The 18,471-nt window shown below is 56.7% G+C and carries 20 protein-coding genes and 1 tRNA gene; 7 read left to right on the top strand and 14 right to left on the bottom strand.

Going from position 1 to position 18,471, the window contains the following annotated elements:
• Positions 1-57: 57 nt before the first annotated feature.
• A complete protein-coding gene (locus BFQ04_RS28175; protein WP_371914473.1) occupies positions 58-303 on the bottom strand; it encodes a helix-turn-helix transcriptional regulator in 246 nt (81 codons plus the stop codon).
• 351 nt (positions 304-654) lie between these two features.
• Between BFQ04_RS28175 and BFQ04_RS01410 the strand changes: the two genes are divergently transcribed.
• Positions 655-1,662 carry a hypothetical protein gene (locus BFQ04_RS01410; protein WP_065949246.1) on the top strand — a complete coding sequence of 336 codons (1,008 nt, stop codon included), beginning with the start codon at positions 655-657 and terminating at the stop codon, positions 1,660-1,662.
• A 25-nt stretch (positions 1,663-1,687) separates the two neighbouring features.
• On the opposite strand, the gene BFQ04_RS01415 is transcribed toward BFQ04_RS01410, so the two are convergent.
• A complete protein-coding gene (locus BFQ04_RS01415) occupies positions 1,688-3,103 on the bottom strand; it encodes a YfjI family protein (protein WP_083217898.1) in 1,416 nt (471 codons plus the stop codon).
• A gap of 632 nt (positions 3,104-3,735) precedes the next feature.
• On the opposite strand from BFQ04_RS01415, the gene BFQ04_RS01420 reads away from it, so the two are divergent.
• Both BFQ04_RS01420 and BFQ04_RS01425 read left to right on the top strand, forming a co-directional pair.
• Positions 3,736-4,680, top strand: a complete 945-nt coding sequence (locus tag BFQ04_RS01420; RefSeq protein ID WP_371914475.1) for a DUF932 domain-containing protein — start codon at positions 3,736-3,738, stop codon at positions 4,678-4,680.
• 71 nt (positions 4,681-4,751) lie between these two features.
• Positions 4,752-4,934, top strand: a complete 183-nt coding sequence (locus tag BFQ04_RS01425) for a hypothetical protein (protein ID WP_065949249.1) — start codon at positions 4,752-4,754, stop codon at positions 4,932-4,934.
• Positions 4,935-5,034: 100 nt separating this feature from the next.
• On the opposite strand, the gene BFQ04_RS01430 is transcribed toward BFQ04_RS01425, so the two are convergent.
• From BFQ04_RS01430 to dapA, 5 genes are all read right to left on the bottom strand, one after another.
• Positions 5,035-5,124, bottom strand: a tRNA-Ser gene (locus BFQ04_RS01430).
• 83 nt (positions 5,125-5,207) lie between these two features.
• Positions 5,208-5,921: a phosphoribosylaminoimidazolesuccinocarboxamide synthase gene (gene purC / locus BFQ04_RS01435; RefSeq protein WP_003172493.1), complete on the bottom strand. Its 714-nt coding sequence runs from the start codon at positions 5,919-5,921 to the stop codon at positions 5,208-5,210.
• Between the two features lie 27 nt (positions 5,922-5,948).
• Positions 5,949-6,707, bottom strand: a complete 759-nt coding sequence (locus tag BFQ04_RS01440) for an MBL fold metallo-hydrolase (protein ID WP_065949250.1) — start codon at positions 6,705-6,707, stop codon at positions 5,949-5,951.
• A 4-nt stretch (positions 6,708-6,711) separates the two neighbouring features.
• Complete coding sequence (bamC, locus tag BFQ04_RS01445; RefSeq protein ID WP_065949251.1) at positions 6,712-7,827, bottom strand: outer membrane protein assembly factor BamC; 1,116 nt, start codon at positions 7,825-7,827, stop codon at positions 6,712-6,714.
• 17 nt (positions 7,828-7,844) lie between these two features.
• Complete coding sequence (dapA, locus tag BFQ04_RS01450) at positions 7,845-8,723, bottom strand: 4-hydroxy-tetrahydrodipicolinate synthase (RefSeq protein ID WP_065949252.1); 879 nt, start codon at positions 8,721-8,723, stop codon at positions 7,845-7,847.
• Positions 8,724-8,985: 262 nt separating this feature from the next.
• Here dapA and BFQ04_RS01455 point away from each other — a divergent pair, with 262 nt between their 5' ends.
• Positions 8,986-9,546, top strand: a complete 561-nt coding sequence (locus BFQ04_RS01455) for a glycine cleavage system protein R (RefSeq protein ID WP_003189463.1) — start codon at positions 8,986-8,988, stop codon at positions 9,544-9,546.
• Between the two features lie 10 nt (positions 9,547-9,556).
• Positions 9,557-10,030 (top strand): peroxiredoxin, encoded by a 474-nt coding sequence (locus BFQ04_RS01460; protein WP_065949253.1) that lies wholly within the window; start codon positions 9,557-9,559, stop codon positions 10,028-10,030.
• Between the two features lie 18 nt (positions 10,031-10,048).
• Here the strand turns inward: BFQ04_RS01460 and BFQ04_RS01465 are convergent, their stop codons facing one another.
• Positions 10,049-10,288, bottom strand: coding sequence for a sulfurtransferase TusA family protein (locus BFQ04_RS01465; protein WP_065949254.1), 240 nt, complete (start codon positions 10,286-10,288; stop codon positions 10,049-10,051).
• 95 nt (positions 10,289-10,383) lie between these two features.
• Here BFQ04_RS01465 and BFQ04_RS01470 point away from each other — a divergent pair, with 95 nt between their 5' ends.
• Entirely contained in the window at positions 10,384-11,817 is a 1,434-nt protein-coding gene (locus BFQ04_RS01470) for a M48 family metalloprotease (RefSeq protein ID WP_065949255.1), read from the top strand.
• Positions 11,818-11,881: 64 nt separating this feature from the next.
• Here BFQ04_RS01470 and BFQ04_RS01475 read toward each other — a convergent pair whose 3' ends face one another.
• The 4 genes from BFQ04_RS01475 to rpoE form a co-directional block, all read right to left on the bottom strand.
• Positions 11,882-13,321 carry a DegQ family serine endoprotease gene (locus BFQ04_RS01475; protein WP_065949256.1) on the bottom strand — a complete coding sequence of 480 codons (1,440 nt, stop codon included), beginning with the start codon at positions 13,319-13,321 and terminating at the stop codon, positions 11,882-11,884.
• Between the two features lie 234 nt (positions 13,322-13,555).
• Positions 13,556-14,515, bottom strand: coding sequence for a MucB/RseB C-terminal domain-containing protein (locus BFQ04_RS01480; protein WP_065949257.1), 960 nt, complete (start codon positions 14,513-14,515; stop codon positions 13,556-13,558).
• A 16-nt stretch (positions 14,516-14,531) separates the two neighbouring features.
• The gene (locus BFQ04_RS01485) at positions 14,532-15,119 is read right to left on the bottom strand and encodes a sigma-E factor negative regulatory protein (RefSeq protein ID WP_057723059.1); all 588 of its coding nucleotides are present in this window, start codon (positions 15,117-15,119) and stop codon (positions 14,532-14,534) included.
• 32 nt (positions 15,120-15,151) lie between these two features.
• Positions 15,152-15,733 carry an RNA polymerase sigma factor RpoE gene (gene rpoE, locus BFQ04_RS01490; protein ID WP_003172477.1) on the bottom strand — a complete coding sequence of 194 codons (582 nt, stop codon included), beginning with the start codon at positions 15,731-15,733 and terminating at the stop codon, positions 15,152-15,154.
• 461 nt (positions 15,734-16,194) lie between these two features.
• Here rpoE and nadB point away from each other — a divergent pair, with 461 nt between their 5' ends.
• Positions 16,195-17,811 (top strand): L-aspartate oxidase, encoded by a 1,617-nt coding sequence (gene nadB, locus BFQ04_RS01495; protein WP_065949258.1) that lies wholly within the window; start codon positions 16,195-16,197, stop codon positions 17,809-17,811.
• Here the strand turns inward: nadB and BFQ04_RS01500 are convergent.
• Both BFQ04_RS01500 and BFQ04_RS01505 read right to left on the bottom strand, forming a co-directional pair.
• Positions 17,780-18,226: a protein YgfX gene (locus BFQ04_RS01500; RefSeq protein WP_065949259.1), complete on the bottom strand. Its 447-nt coding sequence runs from the start codon at positions 18,224-18,226 to the stop codon at positions 17,780-17,782. The two genes, nadB and BFQ04_RS01500, sit on opposite strands and share 32 nt — an antisense overlap.
• Complete coding sequence (locus tag BFQ04_RS01505; protein ID WP_065949260.1) at positions 18,210-18,464, bottom strand: FAD assembly factor SdhE; 255 nt, start codon at positions 18,462-18,464, stop codon at positions 18,210-18,212. The genes BFQ04_RS01500 and BFQ04_RS01505 overlap by 17 nt, the downstream gene beginning before the upstream one ends.
• Positions 18,465-18,471 lie beyond the last annotated feature (7 nt).

The raw sequence follows: 18,471 nt of genomic DNA on the forward strand, positions 1-18,471 counted from the left end.
CACTCTGATTTTTAGGATGAAGAAAAAGGCAAAATTACCGTACCGCTCGATAAATAGTTAGCTAGTGGTTAATGCTCTTTTGCTAATCCAAACTTCAATATCACTTTCCAAAAAACCGATCGCCCCACCTTTAACCCCCGTGAGATTGATACGCTTTGGGAACGTCGGGTCGTAGTATTTAGACTTTGGGTTGATAAGGTTATAGATTGTGGATCTGGAGAGCCCTGTGCGGCGTTGGACCTCTAGCAACCGTAAAAAGCACGCGCACACAAGCAAAGTTATTGCTTCTGAACTGCTCATCATTAAGTCCTCATCATGTTCCTAGGGGTACGATACAACGAGGCTTAACGTATATGAGGATTCTGAAACCATTACAGCGAATTACAGTAAAATTTCAGCTATGCAGGCAATCATAAGCTGGCCACAGCTGAGATCGGACCGCCAGCCATGATGAAGCTAAAGGTCTTCCCTACGTGGCCAATCAAGGCTTTTCAGCCAAACGCACGTAGCTTGTGAGTATTATCGTGAACTCAAGCCTATCCGTAGATTGCCGTAGCCCGCCAGCAAGCTACGCTTCGCCAAACGGAAGGGTATCTTTGCCTGCGCTCGACAGGTATATTCCAGCTGAGTACACCATCATATTTGGATGATCGAATGGGCAATAATCTTGAGAAGTTTCGAGCTCCGTTCACAGTGCAGGAAGCAGTTGATGCAGCGGAACTGCCGCTCGAACACACGCTCGACCTGATTGAGTGGTTGGAGGTTACCGTATTAACACCCATGCCAGATAATTGCAGAGTTGCTCTATTTATTACTTGCAAAACTGTTGATCCTGGCAGCGTAATCGAGCCAACACTTCTCGACCTTTCACCCGAGTATTTGCAGATTAGCTTCAGCGACCTTCAGAGTATTGCGACAGGAGGTAGCAAACCCGTACATAACTTCTCTGGAGCGGTCAATAGCAACAACCACAAAACAACAAGCAAAGAACAGTTCAGCCTAAAACTAAAAGAGCTTGGACGACAAAACCCAGGCACCCCCATATGGGGACTCCCAGGATTTTTATTCAAAACTTGGTTCAAGTTAGTAAGTGACAATATCTATCAGCACCGTGTTTTTATGGTTCCCCTAATCTCGCCTGACGAAATAAAAACCGTTACAATCGACAAATGCACAGTCTTTTTATATGCTCCAGATTTCCTCTCCCTACTTGATTTTATAGAGGCCCACCGTCGACCAACAATACTACAGAACACAACGACAAATCTTGACATCATCAACAGCGCAGCCGAAAAATTTAAAAGCGAAATAATAAATCTCATTGAAACAGGCGATTACAACTACAAGTCACTTAGCGATTCTAAAATTGCATCTTATCTGAAAATAAACCTGAAGGGAGGCGGCAAAAGAACGCACGAACTGTGCGTACGCATACTCGTAGATGACTATGCAATATCCCCCGATCTTAAAATAGAAAATATGTTAAAAATCGAGTACCCAAAGTACTACTCGCAAAGATTGATACTTCTCAATGAAATAGTCAAAAAAGCGTACCAGAGCCACAAACCATTTAGCAAAGCGGCCAAAGAAGAAATACAAAAAAGCTTGAAAGACAAAGAATTTAAAGACACACTATTCACACACCTAGAATGCCTTTTTTAATAATTTCGCGCCAATTCAGATAGTTTCATATCCCTGAAGGGTAGAACTTTAGGCTAATCGAACCGCTGCCAAAGTAATGCGCTGATAAAACTCCTTTCCGTATGAGAATTTCGAGCGCTGCGTTAAGCCGCTCTGCTCGGCGCAAGGCAGCCGGGCCATATTGCAGAATATTATTTTTTACGTGAACCGTCGTGTCATGCTCCTGGTATCTCTGCATTAACCACTTATATAGCCGTTGAGCATCTGCCTCATCTTGACCCTTTTCTCCGAACATAACCAAGAACTGATCAACATGCCAAAAGCAAATTTTGCAGGCAAACTCAACTGTCTCTATTGATACATCACCAACTTTCCCTTCAAAATGATGAAGAATAGCAGCCACGCGTATTATGTTTTCAGGCGTCCTTGCTGATAAATCTTTAAACCCCCTGAATCTCCCTCCTACTTTTGACTCATAAACTACCGAGTTTTTAATGCTGAGCCAATACTCTTTAGCACAGGGAGTCAACCTCAACACTGTTCGGTTACATTTTACCGTACCATCCTGCAAAAACATTCGAATCCGATCATGAAACTGAGCCAGGCTGGACCAATTGAGTTTTTGCCCATCCTCATAACCTCCTACATCAGCCTCACGGACTGACATAACTAGACATCGAGCGAAAAAACCAGAATCTCTTGCTGTCGAGCCATGCCGCTCGACAAAGCTTTCAAATATACCAGGCTGGCACATAATCATCACCGACACTCTAACGTCATCCAAAATGAAGCTTTCGGAGGTCTTGCGATCAACTGTGACCCGATCCCCGCTCCACAGTTGATTTAGCGCTGGCATATTTTTCATAGCGTGCTGGGAAAGAACTATACCCCCTTCACTTGTTTTCAAATAAGCACTTTTCACACCGCTCCCCATGGCAGAAAGAAGAGCCTCTGGCGTCGTGTCTTCAAATACCATTCTAAAGTCGCTTATAAATGACGGCTTATTTATATCGTGCGCTTTCAAGTGCTCAAAAAACTCTTCGCTCTCAAGATCGTCACGCCATACTCGCTCTAACCTTTTAAGCTGCAATTCCCATACCCGCAGTCGGGTTTTAAAATCTATGAGTTCTCTCTCCCTATCCTGAGCCATCTTCCTTTCGAATTCTTCAATCGGGGCCTGGAATAACTTCATTGTTCTGTTTTTTCCCCCACCTGAAGGAACCGTGATCAGCACGTTGAGTGAAACCGGAATGGATCCTCCAGAAGGCATCTCAACGTCTATTGATCCCTGAAGCGTTGCTGCAATTGCACTAAGGGCGGTCAGGCACATCATGGAATTAGGTAATTTAAGATTTGTAGATGCCTCCATTATTGTTGAGGTGAAGCAAGGGTGGTGATCCGAAAACACCGGAAATGTTGAGTTTGCAGACGGCAACATCCAACCACTGTAGTTTATGAACATATGTCACTCTGCTCCTGTGCTAAGGGTTTCTTTCCCAACGACCCTATCACCACGCAAGCGATCAACGTGGATTCTGAAACGGTTACAGTGAATTACAGTGCAATTTCAGACTAGATAACGGAGGTAGACGGGGCCAAAGGACCAGATCTGCTATTCGATAGCAGGAATAGCTGCTACTAGAGTGAGAGATGCACTGGCCGGGATGCGCCGGCTTCGCCTATTCGATTCCACAAAATTTGAGATCTATATAGCTCAGGTGAATCCACAGCTGAGCTCTGTCAAATGTCAGCCAAATGCCCCACCTGCAGCAGCTGTAAGACCCTCTTAATTAGTTCGGCACACCGCATCGCAGTCGTGGCGAAGGCGGCCAACCGGCTGATCATTCATCAGGTCTCAAAAAGTCGGAAAACTGCTCGAAACCCCTTAGTAGTAGCCACTCTTGAAGAGTTAGCCGCCAGGCTTTTTGATGCTTTAGACCTAGCTTTAAAAATCAAATACCTAAACGCTTCAGATACCAGTGCAACTCATGTCTGCATTCGCTGCGGCCTTTTATTTAGCGTATGCCCCAACCCATCTCTAGATACAACTCCAAACCCATGGGAATAACTAAAATGGCACATGAAATCCAACAAATGGCCTATGTCGGTGCTACACCCTGGCATGGTCTGGGTAACCAGCTACCACAGAATCAGCCTCTTGAGGTCTGGCAGCAACAAGCCGGTATGAACTGGCAGATTGAATCCAGTCCAGTCCATTTCAAATCCACGACTAAAGGCCCGCTGTCCGAGATCCACTCCTTCGCCGATCAAAAGGTGCTTTATCGGTCAGACACGCTGGAGCCGTTGTCCGTCGTGTCGCATCGTTACCAAGTGGTTCAGCCAGCCGAAGTCCTCGAATTCTACCGAGACCTTACCGAGGTCTCGGGTTATGAGCTTGAGACCGCTGGTGTGCTCAAAGGAGGCCGCAAGTTCTGGGCCCTCGCCCGCACTGGACAATCGACAGCGCTTAAAGGAAAGGACGAGGTGGGCGGCTATCTGCTGCTGGCAACGTCTTGCGACGGCACGCTAGCCACTGTAGCTACGCCCACCACGATTCGCGTCGTTTGCAACAACACCTTGGCTATGTCGCTCGAGAGTGCAACCGGCGCGATCAAAGTGCCTCACAGTACCCGCTTCGATCCGCAAGCGGTGAAAAAGCGGTTGGGTATCGCCGTCTCGCAATGGGACGACTTCATGTACCGCATGCGCCAGCTCGCGGAACGCAAGGTATCCCCTCAGGAAGCCAAAGCATACTTCGGGCAGATCCTACACACCGAAGTCACCCCACGCAGCAGAACCAAGCCTGCGGTAAACCTTGCTTTCCAGAAGACTATGGCGCTCTACACAGGGCGCGGTCGAGGGTCTGATCTGGTATCAGCCAAAGGTACTGCCTGGGGCTTGCTGAACGCCATCACCGAGTACGTGGATCATGAGAGGCGTGCCCGATCGGTAGACTACCGCTTGAACTCGGCCTGGTTCGGCCCAGGCGCAGGGATCAAACAGCGTGCGTTGGATGCTGCGCTTGAGCTCGTTGCCTGAACGTTCAGGCGCATACATGGGATGCCCTCAGGGCATCCCATATTTCTTTTTTAGGTACAAAGGAGTTCATAATGTTGAAGCTAGCGCTGGGCTGCGCCCTTGCGGCATTAGCCCTGATATTCAGCACGGCGAAAGTTATCGTCGCTGCAAAGCTCAGCCTGCTTACGGTAAGCTTGTTTGCTGCAGCATTGGGATTGGTGGTCCTGGCCGCCAGGGCTGCCGGTAAACCGAAAAGCAGTCATACAGCCGCTTAGTCCCAATAGAGGCGCACAACTGCAGTGGGGGGACAGATGGGTGAACAACTAACGCTAAAAACCAAAAAGCCCCGCAAAGCGGGGCTCTTAGGACACATAATGGCGGAGAGATAGGGATTCGAACCCTAGGTACCGGTGAAGGTACAACGGATTTCGAATCCGTCCCATTCGGCCACTCTGGCATCTCTCCAACGGCGCGCATCATAACAGCCTGTTTCGTGGAAGCAAAGCTCTGATGAGATTTTTTTCCGTGCTATCAGATGCTTGCGTCGATTACAGCGGTACACCAAGACGATTGGCGACTTCTTCGTAGGCTTCGATGACGTCACCGAGGCCCTGGCGGAAGCGGTCTTTGTCCATCTTCTTCTTGGTGTCCTTGTCCCACAGGCGGCAGCCGTCCGGGCTGAACTCATCGCCCAAGACGATGGAGCCATCGTGGAATACGCCGAATTCGAGCTTGAAGTCCACCAGCAGGAGGCCGGCGTCGTCGAACAGCTTGCTCAGCACGTCGTTGACCTTGAGGGACAGCTCTTTCATGCGTGCCAGTTGTTCAGCGGTGCCCCAACCAAAGGCCACGACGTGGGATTCATTGATGAACGGGTCGCCCTTGGCGTCGTCCTTCAGGAACAGCTCGAAGGTGTAAGGGTTGAGCTTGAGGCCCTCTTCCACGCCCAGGCGCTTGACCAGGCTGCCGGCGGCGTAGTTGCGTACGACGCATTCGACCGGAATCATGTCGAGCTTCTTGACCAGGCATTCGTTATCGCCCAGCAGTTTGTCGAACTGGGTCGGGATGCCGGCTTCTTCGAGCTTCTGCATGATGAAGGCGTTGAACTTGTTGTTCACCATGCCCTTGCGATCAAGCTGTTCGATGCGCTTGCCATCGAACGCCGAGGTGTCGTTGCGAAACAGCAGGATCAGGCGGTTGGCGTCGTCGGTCTTGTATACCGACTTGGCTTTGCCGCGGTAGAGTTCTTCACGTTTTTCCATGATGGGCTCCGCTTTGAGTGAGGTGGGCTAGGCGATGTGGCGCCAGTCGAGCCCTGAATCTTGATCGGCCAGTTGCAGCCAGTCCGGGTCGCACCCGAGGGTGTCGACAAAACATTGCCGGGCAAGCATCGGCAGGTTGTTCTTGCTGCTCAGGTGGGCCAGGACCAGGTGTTGCAGGTCTTGCCAGCCCAACTCATACACCAGGTACGCCGCCTGATGGTTGTTCAAATGTCCCAGTTCGCCGCCCACCCGCTGCTTGAGAAAGTAGGGGTAGTGACCGCGAGCCAGCAGGTCTCGGCAGTGATTGGACTCGATCATCAAGGCATCGAGGTCGCGGTAACCGTCCAGCACCTTGGCGCAGTAGGAACCCAGGTCGGTGAGCACACCGAAGCGTCGTTCGCCGTCACTGAATACATATTGCGTCGGCTCCTGGGCGTCGTGAGCGACTGCGACGACACTGATGCTCAGGGCACCGATCTGCAGTTGCTCGCCACCGGCCAGGAAACCTGCGGGTTCAATGGGTTTGCGCATCCCGCGCAACGTGCCGCGACTCAGGTACACCGGAAGATTGTAGCGTCGAGACAGCAAACCCACGCCATGCACGTGGTCGGCATGTTCGTGGGTCACCAGAATCGCACTCAGCTGCGCGGGGTGAACCCCCAGGCGCAGCAGGCGTCGCTCGGTTTCTCTTAATGAGAAACCACAATCTACCAATATGTACGTGTCGTCATGGGCGACCAGCGTGCCGTTCCCTTGGCTACCGCTACCGAGAACAGCAAAACGCATCGGATCAGCCCAGGTTGTCCTGAATCACACCCAACACTTTGCGCGCTGTTTCAGCTGGCGCGACAGTGTTGATGTTTTTCTCGACGGTGACTTGCACGCTCTCGCCGACTTTGCTCAAGCGAACCTGATAACGCTCGGCGCGGGTCTCGACTTCTTCCTTGGTCGGCTGGCTGCCGAACAGCTTGCCGAAGAAACCTGGCTCGTCGTCTTTTTTCTCGGCCTTTTCAGCCACGTTGATGTAGTAAAGACCCAGGCTGCGGTTGATGTCCTCAACGCGCCAAGGGCCCTGCTCCAGGGCGCGACCTACGCTGGCCCAGGCACGGTCCAGGTCTTCACCCAGGTTCAGCACCACGTTGCCGCTGCCATCTTCGGTGAGGCTGACGCGGCTAGGCGTGTCGTAATCACGTGCGGCGAGCAGGGACACCGAGCCGCCCTTCTCGGAGATGCGGCTCATGCTGGCCAGCATCTCGTCGACCAGCGCGGCGTCGACACCGGTATTGACCGAGCGCGGTGTGAAATCGACGCTCGCCGTGCTACCGGCAGGACGCTCGGCGCTGACCACATAGACTTCACTGGTATTGCGCTGTACGCCTGGCTCGATGCGCACACGCACACGGGCTTCGCTGTCGGCGGCTACACCGCCAGCCAGCAGGCGCTGGGCCATGTTGGCGGACAACTCACGGCCTTGCTGCCACGCCGTGGTGAACTCACCCGTCTGCGGGCGCTGCTGGTCGATGCGAAAGCCATTGTCCTGGAAAAACTGCACCGCCACCGGCCAGACTTCGGCGGGTGGACGCTGAGCCACGATCCAGCGGTTGTCGCCACTCTTTTGCAGGCTGTAGTCGCTTGCATCGGCCACCGCCGTGATCGGCTGCGGACGTGGCACCACGTATTCACCCTTGACGGTGTCGTCGGCGACATTGCGCGGAATCGGCAGCAGTGGGTCCAGACGCTTGGCGACATTCACGTCAGGCGGCAGTTGCATGGGTTTGGTTGCTTGCGCTTCCAGGTAATCGCTGCCGCGGTCACGGAAGTAGCCTTCCGGGCCCCATACCCAACCGCAGCCACTGGTGCTGGAGATAATCAAGGCAAGTGCGGAAAGTCCGGCCAATCGCTTCATGCGTAGTGCTTCCTCAATTAAACCAGGACGCCGGACTGGCGCAGGGCCTGTCGCAGCGGTTCGTGAAAGGCTTCGCTGAGACGGGTGAGCGGCAGACGGATACCGTCCGGCATCATGCCCATTTCAGTCAGCGCCCATTTCACGGGAATAGGGTTGGATTCGATAAACAGTGTCTTGTTGAGCGGCATCAGCTTTTCGTGGATCGCGCGGGCGGTCACGGCATCACCGGCAATGGCGGCGGCGCACAGGTCGCTCATGGCACGCGGGGCGACGTTGGCGGTCACGCTGATGTTGCCTTTGCCGCCCAGCAGGATCAGTTCCACGGCGGTGGCGTCGTCACCGGAGTACAACAGGAAGTCGCTGCTGACACCGGCCAGAATGTCCTTGGCGCGTTGCAGGTCGCCAGTGGCTTCCTTGATACCGATGATGTTCGGCACGGTGGACAGGCGGATCACGGTCTCGGCCTTCATATCGCACGCGGTACGACCCGGAACGTTATAGAGGATCTGCGGGATCTGGACGGCTTCGGCGATGGCTTTGAAGTGCTGGTACAAGCCTTCCTGGGTCGGCTTGTTGTAGTACGGCGTCACCAGCAGGCAGGCGTCGGCGCCGGCCTTCTTGGCATTCCTGGTCAATTCGATCGCTTCACGCGTCGAGTTGGCGCCGGTACCTGCGATCACGGCGATGCGGCCCGCAACGCGCTTGACCACGAACTCGATCACCTGGATGTGTTCTTCCACGTCGAGGGTGGCCGACTCACCGGTGGTGCCGACCGCCACGATGGCGTTGGTGCCTTCTTGCAGGTGGAAGTCCACCAGTTTGCCCAGGCTGTCCCAGTCGAGATGACCTTGTGCATCCATGGGTGTGACCAGTGCCACCATACTGCCCGCAATCATGCAACCGCTCCTGCCGGAAAAAGAGAGCCGTAATGGTACTGGCGCCAAGATGCTTGTACAAGCGAAGTACCGTGCGAGGATGCGTTCTGGCGCAACTAAACGACGGGCAATGCCATCATTGGGCCAAAGCAGCGCCTGAAGCAGGTCGTTCACGCAATGAAAACGCCACCTCCTAGCCCTTGGCGACGGTTTTCGCTACCCTTGATCCTTTGATCGATACAGCTCTGGCGGTATCGACCGCTCATCGCTTTAGGAAGGCTGCATGTCCACCCCCACAGTTCGCGAACAATTCCTTGTTATCAGTGCCCTCGGCGCCAACCCCATGGAGCTGACCAACGTCCTGTGCCGCGCCAGCCATGAGAATCGCTGCGCGGTGGTGACTTCGCGCCTGACCCGCCATGGCGAGTGCAGCGCTCTGGTGTTGCAGATTTCCGGCAGCTGGGACGCCCTGGCGCGCCTTGAGACCGGCCTGCCGGGCCTGGCCAAGAAGCACGACTTCACCGTCAACGTAGTGCGCAGCGCTGCCTTGGAAAATCGCCCACAGGCCCTGCCTTACGTGGCGTATGTCAGCTCGGCCTACCGCTCGGACATCGTCAACGAGCTGTGCCAGTTCTTCATCGACCACAACGTCGAGCTGGAAAACCTGACCTGCGACACCTATCAGGCGCCGCAAACCGGCGGCACCATGCTCAATGCCACCTTCACTGTGACCTTGCCGGCCGGCGTGCAGATCAGTTGGTTGCGCGACCAGTTCCTGGATTTCGCCGATGCCCTGAATCTTGACGCGCTGATCGAGCCATGGCGCCCACAGAACCCAATGTAAGGAAGGACTCATGCCGGTAGCCATCGACACACCTGTAGCCGATTTCCAAGCCCAGTCCACCAGCGGCCAGACCTTCAGCCTCGCAGCCCTCAAGGGCAAGCAAGTGGTGATCTACTTCTACCCCAAGGACAGCACGCCGGGCTGTACCACCGAAGGCCAGGGTTTTCGTGACCAGTACGCAGCGTTCAAGGCCGCCAACACCGAGGTGTTCGGCGTGTCGCGTGACAGCGTGAAGTCTCACGAGAACTTCAAGGCCAAGCAGGCGTTCCCCTTCGAGTTGATCAGCGACAAGGACGAAGCGGTGTGCCAGCTGTTTGATGCAATCAAGCTCAAGAAACTCTACGGCAAGGAATACCTGGGCGTGGATCGCAGCACCTTTCTGATCGACAGCGAGGGTGTACTGCGTCAGGAATGGCGCGGCGTGAAGGTGCCGGGGCATGTGGACGCTGTTTTGGCGGCGGCGCAGGCGCTGAACCAGGCCTGATTGGCGTTTATAAGGCCATCAGGCCTTGCGCAACCAGTAACGGTACACACCAGCAGACTCTTCTTCCTGGACCAGCGTATGGCCCGCCAGCCTGGCAAAGGTGCGGAAGTCACGCTGGGAACCGGCGTCTGTGGCGGTGACCTTGAGTACGGCACCGCTGGCCAGTCGGTTGAGTTCCAGCTTGGCCTTGAGCAAGGGCAACGGGCAATTGAGGCCGCTGGCATCGAGTTCGGCATCAAAGGCAACAGCGTCGATCATGGTGTTACTCCAGGCAAACATTTGAGCGGCTTAGAATATCTGGTCCGAAGCTCAGTGTCCGGCTACAGTAAGCTCTTTGTCGAAAGGCTTTGTGCATGACTTTTTTGCGCCCTACCCTGCTGACGCTGGCCTGCCTGCTGGCCTCCCCGGCCTTCGCTGATGAGCTGCCGTCACTCGGCGACGCCAGTTCTGCCATTGTCTCGCCGCAACAGGAATATCAACTGGGCCGCGCATGGCTGGCTTATCTGCGCGGCCAGGTCTCGCAGCTCAATGATCCACAGCTCAAGGATTACGTCGAAACCAGCGTCTACAAGCTGGTGGAAACCAGCCAGGTCAACGACCGGCGCCTGGAATTCATCCTGATCAACAGCCCGCAGCTCAACGCCTTCGCCGCACCCGGCGGGATCGTCGGGGTCAATGGCGGCCTGTTCCTCAATGCCCAGACCGAAGGTGAATACGCATCGGTGCTGGCCCACGAATTGGCGCACTTGTCCCAGCGCCACTTTGCCCGGGGCGTGGAAGCGCAGTCGCGCATGCAGATCCCGATGATGGCGGCCCTGCTCGGCGGCATCATTGCCGCCGCAGCCGGCGCCGGCGATGCGGGTATTGCCGCGATTGCCGGTTCCCAGGCCGCTGCGATCCAGGAGCAGCGTCGATTCTCTCGCCAGAATGAGCAGGAAGCCGACCGTATCGGCATCCTCAACCTGGAGAAAGCCGGCTATGACCCGCGCTCCATGCCCACCATGTTCGAGCGCCTGATGCGCCAGTACCGTTTCGATGCCAAGCCACCGGAATTCCTGCTGACGCACCCGGTCACCGAATCGCGGATCGCCGACACCCGCAACCGCGCCGAACAAGCCAAGCCTGGCGGCAAGGAAGACAGCCTGCGCTATCAGTTGATTCGCGCGCGGGTGCAATTGAAGTATGAAGACACCCCCGGCCTCGCCGCCAAGCGTTTCCAGGCACAGCTGGACGAGAATCCGAAGAACGATGTAGCGCGTTATGGCCTGGCCATCGCCCAGATCAAGGGCACCCAGCTCAAGGAAGCCCGGGAAAGCCTGGCGCCGCTGCTGGCCAAGGCGCCCAACGACATTACCTACAACCTGGCGCAGATCGAACTGGACATCACCAGCAATCGCATGCCGGACGCCCAACAACGCACCGACCGCATGCTGACCCAGTACCCCAGCAATTATCCGCTGAACCAGGTACGCGTCGATTTGCTGCTCAAACAGAACCGTACCGCCGATGCGGAAAAAGCCCTGGATGGCCTGCTCAAGTCCCGCCCGGATGATCCGGACGTGTGGTATCAGGTCGCCGAGACGCGCGGCTTGTCGGGCAACATCATCGGCCTGCATCAGGCGCGCGCTGAATACTTCGCCTTGGTGGGCGATTTCCAGCAAGCCATCCAGCAATTGGACTTTGCCAAGCGCCGCGCCGGCAACAACTTCCCGCTGTCCTCGCGAATCGATGCACGCCAGCGTGAGTTGATCGAACAGGAACGCCTGGTGAAAGGGATGATGAGCTAAACCCATCGCCCACAAAAAAGCCCCGCCATCCTTCAATGGCGGGGCTTTTTATTGGGCTGGAAGGTTACTCGGCCAGCTTGAAGGTGATGAAGCTGGCACGCCCCTGACGCAACACACGCATCGACACCGAGCGATTCTTCGGCAACGCCTTGGCGATGTCGGTGAATTCCTTGGTGTTATCGATCGCCTGGTTGTTCAGGTGAGTGATCACATCGCCAGGCTGCAGGCCGATCAAGGCGGCTGGACCGTCCTGGACTTCCTTGATCACGACACCGCTCTTGAGGTCGAAGGTCTTCTTCTGCTCGGGTGTCAGCTCAACCACGGCAATGCCCAGGCGATTGCTGCTGCGCTCGGCACCTGGCTTGGCGTTACCCAGGGCATCCAGGGTCGCACCCTCTTCCGGGATTGCGCCGACGGTGAGTTCGACATTCTGGCGCTTGCCATCGCGAATCACTTCCAACTTGGCTTTGCTACCCGCCTTTAGCGCACCTACCAGATGCGGCAAGTCGGCCGACATGATGATCGGCTGGCCGTTCATGCTCAGGATCACGTCGCCGACCTGCAGGCCACCTTTGGCAGCCGGGCCGTCATCCTGGATCTGCGCGACCAGCGCACCCGCCGGTTTGTCGAGACCGAACGATTCTGCGAGGTCCTTGTTCACTTCCTGGATCACCACACCCAGCCAACCGCGGCTCACTTTGCCACCAGCTTTCAGCTGATTGGAGACATCCATGGCCACGTCGATCGGAATCGCGAAAGATACCCCCATAAAACCACCGGAACGGGTGTAGATCTGCGAGTTGATCCCTACCACCTCGCCCGCCAGATTGAACAGCGGACCTCCGGAGTTGCCCGGGTTGATCGGCACGTCGGTCTGAATGAACGGTACATAGTTTTCATTTGGCAGGCTGCGACCAATGGCGCTGACGATGCCCTGGGTGACAGTGTGGTCAAAACCGAACGGCGAACCGATCGCCACCACCCACTGGCCCGCTTTCAGGTCCTGGGACTTGCCCAGTTTAAGCACCGGCAAGTCTTTGCCTTCGATTTTCAGCAAGGCAACGTCCGAACGCGGGTCGGTGCCGACCAGCTTGGCTTTCAACTCACTGCGATCGGCCAGGCGTACGAGGATCTCGTCAGCGTCGGCAATCACGTGGTTGTTGGTCAGGATGTAGCCGTCAGGGGAAATGATGAACCCCGAACCCAAGGACTGCGCTTCACGCTGGCCACCGCCACCACCGCGCGGGGCGCGGGGTTGCGGCATGCCTCGCTCGAAGAATTCGCGCAGCATCGGCGGGAGGCCCTCCAGGTCGGGCATCTGCTGGTTCGAAACCTTGCGATCCGGCAATTTCTGCGTAGTACTGATGTTCACCACCGCAGGCGAGGCCTGCTCTACCAGTTGGGTGAAGTCAGGCAGTTCGACCGCTTGCGCGGGCACGGCCTGACCCAGCACCAACAGCGTGGCGACTATGGATAGGTAAGACTTCAAACGTGGTATCGACATACAGCTCCCGTTACGACGAGCAGGGTTGAGCGACAGGGTTCAAAAAAAGCCAAAAATCGCGACCGGCATTTTTTGTTCCGCGAACAGACAAGGCCAGGGCCGAGAAGCCCTGACCTATAAAAAACATAAAGATTTTTTGCAAGTGAAAATGCTGATCCAGACATTTCATGCTCTCGGCAGGCACCCTGGCATGGGGGCAGAGTGAAAGATCAAGATGAACACCGGATTAACGACTCATGGTTTGGCTGCGGTCTTTTCACCGCGAACCGACAATGCGACGCGCTCGGCCGTGCCGATCGGGATTTCCCCCACCACCGTCACCATGACCTCGCCGTCCACCGTATTCAAGTGCCGGGACACCGCAACCGTAGGCCCAAGCTGAGTGCGAGTCTGCGACACGCTCGCACCGTCAGTGGATTCCAGGAACACCGAGAAACGCGCAAGCCCATCGTCATACATCAAGCTGTCGAGGGTGGCTTGGGTCTGAGGATCTTTGCGAGATGTATTCCCGGTCAGCTCAAAGCCGGGTGGCAGCCAATCCAGGTGCCACGCATTGGAAGCGGGCGTTCGCGCTGCCTTGCCATGGACAATCGCGACAGGGGTGCATTCGCTGCTGGGCCGCAAATCACGATCAGTGGGGGCTACGGACGTATTCAATCGAACAAACTGAAAGCGTTCCAGCAGTTGCCCCTGCTCACTGAGCAGCAACGATTTGAGGGGTAATCCAGTCTCACGATCCAGATGCAGCTCGAAACCATGACGGTAATGATCACGCGGGGTGATCGACACGATAACCGCATTACGACCGGCCACGCGGGACTTGCCGATGACAGCCAGTTCATAGAATTGATTGAGTTTTTGCGGGTTCAGGGAACGTGACGACCCGTCACGGGTATTGCCCACGCCGGCCACCAGTGTGCCGCTGACACATTGGGCATGGCCGTCTACCCGTACGACTTCCTGGGCAGAGCCATCGAGCTGCAATAGCCGCTCCCGGACCTGACCGTTCTGGACCAGATGCCAGATGTCGTGAGTAGAAAAACTGCCGTTACGCTCATAGATGAACGTACCTTGAAAGCTTTGCTGCTGCTCTGCACGCCCAAGTCGAGTCAGCCAGTCTTGGGCTTCATCGGCATGGGCGGGTAGTGCAAACCAACTACTGAGCAAAAGCGTAAGGAGCGGTATGGCGCGCATAGGGCTCCTTAACGGTTCAGCGGTTTTCCAGGCTTGCTGCGCGAGCGTATGGCAGGGCACTTTCAGCATTCTTGCCCGCCGCTTCCTGTGCATGTTGGCGCAGGTAGCCGGGTAGACGCTGGTCCTGCCAGCCGGATTGCCCTTGAAGCACACCGTTAGCCATAGGGCCGGCGGTGTCAGAGCTTTCCTTGTAGCCAGCCAGTACAGCCGGACCTTTGACTTGCGGACCGGCCATGACCGGCTGCTGCGTCTGCTGGGCCAGTTCGGCACCCGCGATTTCGTCCTGGTTGTACAAACGAACACCGGCCAGCACGGCGACAGTCACCGAAGCAGCAACTGCCAGGCGACCCAGGCTACGCCATGGACCACGTGCAGCTTTTGCCGGAACGGCTTCATCGGCCAACGCGGCAGAAACGGCCGCAGCAATATCCAGACGAGGGATTAGAAGATCCTTGTGCATCACCGCCCGAGCGACTTGGTAACGAGACCAGGTATCACGGGTTTGAGCATCATCAAATGCGTTGAGCACTCGACGAAGTTCCAGTTCATCCGCTTCGTTATCCATCACTGCGGACAGCGATTCCTGCAGGGCATCACGACTCATGGCGGTTCCTCTCTTGGCTGTCGCCGCTGTCTTTAGTTTTCCTGCAACAACGGTTGCAAGGCTTTGTCGATGGCTTCCCGGGCCCGGAAAATCCGTGACCTTACAGTCCCCACCGGACATTGCATGACGCTCGCAATGTCTTCGTAACTCAGACCATCGAATTCACGTAAAGTTAACGCCGTACGTAAATCTTCTGGCAGTTGCTGAATCGTTCGATGAACGGTTCCCTCGATCTCGTCGCGCAGCAACGCACGCTCCGGCGACTCGAGATCTTTGAGGCCGTGATCACCATCATAAAATTCAGCATCTTCTGAACTGACATCACTGTCTGGTGGGCGGCGACCGCGAGACACCAGATAGTTCTTCGCCGTGTTGATGGCGATGCGGTACAGCCACGTATAAAACGCGCTATCACCGCGGAAATTGCCCAGTGCACGGTACGCCTTGATAAAGGCTTCCTGTGCAACGTCCTGCGCTTCATGGGTGTCGTGCACAAACCGCACGATCAACCCGAGAATTTTGTGCTGATATTTCAGCACCAACAGATCAAATGCGCGCTTGTCGCCGCGTTGTACGCGCTCGACCAGCTGCTGATCCTCTTCCTGGGTTAGCATGAACACTCCTCGTTGTACTCGAAGGAGGCTTGCATAACTAAACGATCAGGCTTGCAAACATAGACTCGGGCTTTTCGCAAAAGTTCTCCCCCTTCAAGCAAGTTTCCGGCACGCACTGATTTGGCACACACGAAAAACGCAGCTCAGGCAACGCCGGCTGCGCGAATAATCTTGTCGTCGGTCTTCTGACGCGTCCAATGCTCCCGACGGGCCAATAAACTCAACGTCTTCCCAGCTTTCGGGCAACCTGCTATTGAGTCGGGGCCTATGCAAAAAGTTCCCGCTCGCTGACTGGCTGTGTAACCGAAGCTGTGCACCGTAATCTCACAATGCCACGAATGCCTAGCTATTGTGCCGCTCCACCCCTCTATATACTAGTGGCCCGTGTGCCCCTTTGATTCGCCGATCCAGGCGTCCTGCTTGCGCCTCCTCTCCGGATCGCTTTTTGCGGAATCCATTCAATGAGCCAACAGTTTCAACACGATGTCCTGGTGATCGGCAGCGGCGCCGCCGGCTTGAGCCTGGCGCTGACCCTCCCTGGCCACCTGCGCATTGCCGTACTGAGCAAGGGCGACCTGGCCAACGGTTCGACATTCTGGGCCCAAGGCGGCGTCGCTGCCGTGCTGGACGACACCGATACCGTCCAATCCCATGTCGAAGACACCCTCAATGCCGGCGGCGGGCTGTGCAATGAAGACGCGGTGCGCTTCACGGTCGAGCATAGCCGGGAAGCCATCCAATGGTTGATCGACCAGGGCGTGCCCTTCACGCGCGATGAGCATGCAGGCAACGACGACGGCGGATTCGAGTTCCACCTGACCCGTGAAGGCGGCCACAGCCATCGCCGCATCATCCACGCCGCCGATGCCACTGGCGCCGCCATCTTCAAGACGCTGCTCGACCAGGCCCGCCAACGGCCCAATATCGAATTGCTGGAGCAGCGCGTCGCCGTCGACCTGATCACCGAAAAACGCCTGGGCCTTGCCGGCCAGCGCTGCCTCGGCGCCTATGTGCTGAACCGCGCCAGCGGCGAAGTCGACACCTATGGCGCGCGCTTCACCCTCCTTGCCTCGGGTGGCGCAGCCAAGGTCTACCTCTATACCAGCAACCCCGACGGAGCCTGCGGCGACGGCATCGCCATGGCCTGGCGCTCAGGCTGCCGCGTGGCGAACCTGGAATTCAACCAGTTCCACCCCACGTGCCTGTATCACCCCCAGGCCAAGAGCTTCCTGATCACCGAGGCTTTGCGCGGCGAAGGCGCACACTTGAAGCTGCCCAATGGCGAACGCTTCATGCAGCGCTTCGACCCACGCGCCGAGCTGGCACCGCGCGACATCGTCGCCCGCGCCATTGACCATGAAATGAAGCGCCTGGGTATCGACTGCGTCTACCTGGACATCAGCCACAAACCAGAGGCCTTCATCAAGACGCACTTCCCCACCGTCTACGAACGTTGCCTGACCTTCAACATCGACATCACCAAAGGCCCGATCCCGGTGGTGCCTGCCGCGCACTACACCTGCGGCGGCGTGATGGTCGACCAGCATGGCCGCACCGACGTGCCAGGCCTGTACGCCATCGGCGAAACCAGCTTCACCGGCCTGCACGGCGCCAACCGCATGGCCAGCAATTCGCTGCTCGAATGCTTTGTGTACGCGCGCTCGGCGGCGGCGGACATCCTTGAACAACTGCCGCGCATCCCGGTGCCGGCCGCCCTGCCCCGTTGGGACGCCAGCCAGGTGACGGATTCGGACGAAGACGTGATCATCGCGCACAACTGGGACGAGCTGCGGCGCTTCATGTGGGACTACGTGGGGATCGTGCGCACCAACAAGCGCCTGCAACGGGCACAGCACCGGGTGCGTTTGCTGCTGGATGAAATCGACGAGTTCTACAGCAACTATAAAGTCAGTCGCGACCTGATCGAACTGCGCAACCTGGCTCAAGTCGCCGAGCTGATGATTCGCTCGGCCATGGAGCGCAAGGAAAGCCGGGGCCTGCATTACACCCTGGACTACCCGCAGATGCTGCCCGAGGCCCGCGACACTATTCTGGTGCCTGCCACCTACGGCGACTGAACTTCAAGCGTACGCGCAGGCGCCGGTGCACATCGGCGGTCTGCGAGTCGCGAGGCACGCAAATGGAGCGCACCCAGCGCTCACCCTGCACGCGATAGCGCAGCACCACGACCAACGGCAGCGCCAGGCTGTCGGGCCGCAACTGCACGCTGTGCCAGCCGCGCTCGGCGCTGAACAGTTGCCAGCCGTCCTCATCGCGGCGCAGGCCCTGAACCGACGAGCGGTGAGTCAGCAAGACATGTCGCGGCAACACCCACGCAGCATGGGCCAGGCATACCAGCAGGCCAAGGGACGCAAAAGGCAGGTCGACAACCCGGCAGGCACCCAGCGCGAGCAGCTGGGCAAGCAGATAAGCCGCCAGCAACAGCCGCGAGGCCTGCCAGCGGCATTCGAAACGATTACTTGGGCTGGACACGATCCAGGATCATCCGAACCATGCGCTGCAGCTCCGGATCTTCCGATTCAGCGCGCTCCATGAACCAGCCGAACATGTCCTGGTCCTCGCATGTCAGCAGTCGCACGTATAGGTCGCGATCCACTTGATTGAGCGTTGCGTAGACTTCTTTGGTGAAAGGCACCAGCAACACGTCCAATTCCAGCATGCCGCGACGGCTGTGCCAGTAGAGGCGATTGATTTCTACAGCTTCGACCATGGAACGC

This window comes from Pseudomonas sp. 37 R 15 (assembly GCF_900004865.1).
Classification (GTDB): Bacteria; Pseudomonadota; Gammaproteobacteria; order Pseudomonadales; family Pseudomonadaceae; genus Aquipseudomonas; species Aquipseudomonas fluorescens_AM.

Bases quoted from the DNA above. Each gene is read 5' to 3' on its own strand.
- BFQ04_RS01410 (WP_065949246.1), top strand. From the start codon at position 655: ATGGGCAATAATCTTGAGAAGTTTCGAGCTCCGTTCACAGTGCAGGAA.
- rpoE (WP_003172477.1), bottom strand. From the start codon at position 15,733: ATGCTAACCCAGGAAGAGGATCAGCAGCTGGTCGAGCGCGTACAACGC.
- BFQ04_RS01440 (WP_065949250.1), bottom strand. From the start codon at position 6,707: ATGCGTTTTGCTGTTCTCGGTAGCGGTAGCCAAGGGAACGGCACGCTG.
- purC (WP_003172493.1), bottom strand. From the start codon at position 5,921: ATGGAAAAACGTGAAGAACTCTACCGCGGCAAAGCCAAGTCGGTATAC.
- BFQ04_RS01470 (WP_065949255.1), top strand. From the start codon at position 10,384: ATGACTTTTTTGCGCCCTACCCTGCTGACGCTGGCCTGCCTGCTGGCC.
- dapA (WP_065949252.1), bottom strand. From the start codon at position 8,723: ATGATTGCGGGCAGTATGGTGGCACTGGTCACACCCATGGATGCACAA.
- bamC (WP_065949251.1), bottom strand. From the start codon at position 7,827: ATGAAGCGATTGGCCGGACTTTCCGCACTTGCCTTGATTATCTCCAGC.
- BFQ04_RS01475 (WP_065949256.1), bottom strand. From the start codon at position 13,321: ATGTCGATACCACGTTTGAAGTCTTACCTATCCATAGTCGCCACGCTG.
- BFQ04_RS01460 (WP_065949253.1), top strand. From the start codon at position 9,557: ATGCCGGTAGCCATCGACACACCTGTAGCCGATTTCCAAGCCCAGTCC.
- BFQ04_RS28175 (WP_371914473.1), bottom strand. From the start codon at position 303: ATGATGAGCAGTTCAGAAGCAATAACTTTGCTTGTGTGCGCGTGCTTT.
- BFQ04_RS01415 (WP_083217898.1), bottom strand. From the start codon at position 3,103: ATGTTCATAAACTACAGTGGTTGGATGTTGCCGTCTGCAAACTCAACA.
- BFQ04_RS01485 (WP_057723059.1), bottom strand. From the start codon at position 15,119: ATGAGTCGTGATGCCCTGCAGGAATCGCTGTCCGCAGTGATGGATAAC.
- BFQ04_RS01455 (WP_003189463.1), top strand. From the start codon at position 8,986: ATGTCCACCCCCACAGTTCGCGAACAATTCCTTGTTATCAGTGCCCTC.
- nadB (WP_065949258.1), top strand. From the start codon at position 16,195: ATGAGCCAACAGTTTCAACACGATGTCCTGGTGATCGGCAGCGGCGCC.
- BFQ04_RS01420 (WP_371914475.1), top strand. From the start codon at position 3,736: ATGGCCTATGTCGGTGCTACACCCTGGCATGGTCTGGGTAACCAGCTA.
- BFQ04_RS01465 (WP_065949254.1), bottom strand. From the start codon at position 10,288: ATGATCGACGCTGTTGCCTTTGATGCCGAACTCGATGCCAGCGGCCTC.
- BFQ04_RS01480 (WP_065949257.1), bottom strand. From the start codon at position 14,515: ATGCGCGCCATACCGCTCCTTACGCTTTTGCTCAGTAGTTGGTTTGCA.
- BFQ04_RS01505 (WP_065949260.1), bottom strand. From the start codon at position 18,464: ATGGTCGAAGCTGTAGAAATCAATCGCCTCTACTGGCACAGCCGTCGC.
- BFQ04_RS01425 (WP_065949249.1), top strand. From the start codon at position 4,752: ATGTTGAAGCTAGCGCTGGGCTGCGCCCTTGCGGCATTAGCCCTGATA.